The organism is Microaerobacter geothermalis (assembly GCF_021608135.1).
GTDB lineage: Bacteria > Bacillota > Bacilli > DSM-22679 > DSM-22679 > Microaerobacter > Microaerobacter geothermalis.
The window spans coordinates 1-3,817 of the sequence record NZ_JAKIHL010000072.1; the positions used below are offsets into that span (position 1 = coordinate 1).

Sequence of the window (3,817 nt, forward strand, 5' to 3'; positions counted from 1 at the left end):
CATTGTCCTTTGAAAACTGGATAAAGGAAGAAAGAAGGAGTAGATGTACAAGGGAAAGACGGAGTACATCAGAGCGCAAGAAGGAGAACATCTTACGAGTGTAGAGTAGGTTAAGCTACGAAGGGCGCACGGAGGATGCCTAGGCGCTAGGAGCCGACGAAGGACGGGGCGAACACCGAAATGCCTCGGGGAGCTGTAAGCAAGCGTAGATCCGGGGATATCCGAATGGGGGAACCCGCCGTCTGTCATAGGACGGCACCGTCACCTGAACACATAGGGTGAATGGAGGCAGACCAGGGGAACTGAAACATCTAAGTACCCTGAGGAAAAGAAAACAAAAGTGATTCCCGAAGTAGCGGCGAGCGAAAGGGGAAGAGCCTAAACCGTGAGAGATCACGGGGTAGAGGGGCACATAGAGAAGGGATAGCAGAGGTTAGGCGAAGAAGTCTGGAAAGGCTGACCAGAGAGTGTAAGAGTCACGTAGCCAAAAACTGAAGCTAGCCGAATGTGACCCCGAGTACCGCGGGACACGAGGAATCCCGTGGGAATCAGGGAGGACCATCTCCTAAGGCTAAATACTACCTAGCGACCGATAGAGAACCAGTACCGTGAGGGAAAGGTGAAAAGCACCCCGGGAGGGGAGTGAAAGAGAACCTGAAACCGTGTGCCTACAAACAGTCGGAGTCCGTTAAGGGATGACGGCGTGCCTTTTGTAGAATGAACCGGCGAGTTACGATTACATGCGAGGTTAAGCGAGGGAGCGGAGCCGCAGCGAAAGCGAGTCTGAAGAGGGCGAGAGAGTATGTAGTCGTAGACCCGAAACCGTGTGATCTACCCATGTCCAGGGTGAAGGTGAGGTAACACTTACTGGAGGCCCGAACCCACTGGCGTTGAAAAGCCAGGGGATGAGGTGTGGGTAGGGGAGAAATTCCAATCGAACTCGGAGATAGCTGGTTCTCCCCGAAATAGCTTTAGGGCTAGCCTTAAGGGAAGAGACCTGGAGGTAGAGCACTGATTGGGCTAGGGGTCCGCCAAGGATTACCGAACTCAGTCAAACTCCGAATGCCAGGGACTCATCCTTAGGAGTCAGACTGCGAGTGCTAAGATCCGTAGTCGAGAGGGAAACAGCCCAGACCATCAGCTAAGGTCCCAAAGTGTATGCTAAGTGGGAAAGGATGTGGAGTTGCACAGACAACCAGGATGTTGGCTTAGAAGCAGCCACCATTTAAAGAGTGCGTAATAGCTCACTGGTCGAGTGACTCTGCGCCGAAAATGTACCGGGGCTAAGCATACCACCGAAGCTATGGATCCAGAGGTCAGAGATCAGAGGCCAGAAGTCGGAGAAGGAAGGTAAAAATTGATAGAAAGTTACCGTGATTTGAGAGTGTATCAAGTATATATGATTTAGCACTTCAAGTTCACAGACTAACCTTAACATTTCCAGACTTCGAAAGATATGAACTTGGAAGTCAATTACGAAGAGCAGCCATATCCATTCCAGTAGACATAGCAGAAGGATATGGAAAGAAAAGCTCAGTAGCGGATTTCAAAAGATATCTTATGATGGCTCATGGCTCAAAAGACGAAGTAAAAGTATTATTAGAGTTCGGGAAAGATTTAGATTATATTCCAAGAGAAGAATATATGGAATTGTTTCAGAAGTACGATGAATTAGGGAAGCAACTATATATACTTCATAAGAAATGGAAATAATCTGGCTTCCGGCTTCTGATATCTGACCTCTGAGATGGTAGGGGAGCGTTCCATGGGCGTAGAAGCCGTACCGAAAGGAGCGGTGGAGCGCATGGAAGTGAGAATGCCGGTATGAGTAACGAAAAGACAAGTGAGAATCTTGTCCGCCGAAAGCCTAAGGTTTCCTGAGGAAGGTTCGTCCGCTCAGGGTAAGTCGGGACCTAAGTCGAGGCCGAAAGGCGTAGACGATGGACAACAGGTTGAAATTCCTGTACCACCGAGAACCGCATGAGCGAAGGGGTGACGCAGGAGGGTAGGGGAAGCAGACGGATGGAAGAGTCTGTCCAAGCAGTAAGGCAGTCAGGTAGGCAAATCCGCCTGGCGGGATGCTAAGCTGTGAAGGGGAGGGAAAAAAAGAGTACCGAAGTCCCTGAACTCACACTGCCAAGAAAAGCCTCTAGCGAGGGAGCAGGTGCCCGTACCGCAAACCGACACAGGTAGGCGAGGAGAGAATCCTAAGGCGCTCGGGAGAACTCTGGCTAAGGAACTCGGCAAAATGACCCCGTAACTTCGGGAGAAGGGGTGCCCCGTTAGGGTAGAACGCCTGAGGGGGCCGCAGTGAAGAGGTCCAAGCGACTGTTTAGCAAAAACACAGGTCTCTGCGAAGCCGCAAGGCGAAGTATAGGGGCTGACGCCTGCCCGGTGCTGGAAGGTTAAGGGGAGGGCTTAGCGCAAGCGAAGGTCTGAACCGAAGCCCCAGTAAACGGCGGCCGTAACTATAACGGTCCTAAGGTAGCGAAATTCCTTGTCGGGTAAGTTCCGACCCGCACGAAAGGCGTAACGACTTGGACACTGTCTCAGCCAGAGACCCGGTGAAATTGTAATACCTGTGAAGATGCAGGTTACCCGCGACAAGACGGAAAGACCCCATGGAGCTTTACTGCAGCCTGATATTGAATTTTGGTATGATTTGTACAGGATAGGTGGGAGCCTTGGAAGCATGTCCGCCAGGATGTGTGGAGGCGATGGTGGGATACCACCCTGATGATATTGGAATTCTAACCTACGTCCATGAGCTGGATGGGGGAGAGTGTCAGGTGGGCAGTTTGACTGGGGCGGTCGCCTCCTAAAGAGTAACGGAGGCGCCCAAAGGTTCCCTCAGTGCGGTTGGAAATCGCGCGAAGAGTGTAAAGGCAGAAGGGAGCTTGACTGCAAGACCGACAAGTCGAGCAGGGACGAAAGTCGGGCTTAGTGATCCGGTGGTACCGAATGGAAGGGCCATCGCTCAACGGATAAAAGCTACCCTGGGGATAACAGGCTTATCTCCCCCAAGAGTCCACATCGACGGGGAGGTTTGGCACCTCGATGTCGGCTCGTCGCATCCTGGGGCTGAAGTAGGTCCCAAGGGTTGGGCTGTTCGCCCATTAAAGCGGCACGCGAGCTGGGTTCAGAACGTCGTGAGACAGTTCGGTCCCTATCTGTCGCGGGCGTAGGAAATTTGAGAGGAGCTGTCCTTAGTACGAGAGGACCGGGATGGACACACCGCTGGTGTACCAGTTGTGCCGCCAGGCGCACCGCTGGGTAGCTAAGTGTGGCAGGGATAAGCGCTGAAAGCATCTAAGCGTGAAGCCCCCCTCGAGATGAGATTTCCCCTTTCCGGAGGTCAGAGATCAGAAGCCAGAAGCCAGAATGAAAGAAAGGCTTCGAAGGAGAGGATCGTGCAAAGAAAAAGAAGGTATAAAAACTTCTTAGAAAAAGCATGTATCCGGCATCCGGTTTCCGACATCTGATCTCCGGAAAGTAAGACCCCTTAAAGAAGATGAGGTAGATAGGTCCGGAGTGGAAGTCCTGTGAGGGATGGAGCTGACGGATACTAATCGGTCGAGGGCTTAACCTAAGAAACCCCTTCAAGAACTTTCTTCCTTATCTAGTTTTGAAGGGACAAAATGCCACTTGAAAAAAGGGAAGAAACGATGTAAACTAGATTTTGTTCCAAAGGTATAGAAGTCTGGTGATGATGGCGGAGGGGATACACGCGTACCCATCCCGAACACGACCGTTAAGCCCTCCAGCGCCGATGGTACTTGGACCGGGAGGTCCTGGGAGAGTAGGACGTTGCCAGGCA

2 rRNA genes are annotated in these 3,817 nt (G+C 51.9%); both read left to right on the forward strand.

Going from position 1 to position 3,817, the window contains the following annotated elements:
• Window positions 1–108: 108 nt before the first annotated feature.
• A 23S ribosomal RNA gene (locus L1765_RS15660) occupies window positions 109–3,589 on the forward strand.
• A 110-nt stretch (window positions 3,590–3,699) separates the two neighbouring features.
• Window positions 3,700–3,816 (forward strand): 5S ribosomal RNA (rrf, locus tag L1765_RS15665).
• Window position 3,817: the final 1 nt, after the last annotated feature.